General features: G+C 35.9%; 1 rRNA gene. It reads right to left on the reverse strand.

What is annotated here, in order from left to right:
• A 23S ribosomal RNA gene (locus IDG63_RS14375) occupies positions 1–97 on the reverse strand; the annotation flags it as partial.
• Between the last annotated feature and the right edge of the window lie 173 nt (positions 98–270).

The following is a 270-nucleotide window of genomic DNA, read 5'->3' on the forward strand; positions in this document are numbered from 1 at the left end:
GCTTACTTACAGCTCCCCAAAGCATATCGTCGTTAGTAACGTCCTTCATCGGCTTCTAGTGCCAAGGCATCCACCGTGCGCCCTTAATAACTTAATCTATGTTTCCACCATTTTTATAAGTCAAACGTTAACATGAAGTTACGTTCTTTTATAAAAAGATTTAAACGCGTTATTAATCTTGTGAGTGTTCTTTCGAACACTAGCGATTATTTCTTATGAATTCAAGCTTATTTAAAACTCTTTATTCACTCGGTTTTGCTTGGTAAAATC

Source organism: Staphylococcus sp. EG-SA-14, assembly GCF_017151935.1.
Taxonomy (GTDB): domain Bacteria; phylum Bacillota; class Bacilli; order Staphylococcales; family Staphylococcaceae; genus Staphylococcus; species Staphylococcus aureus.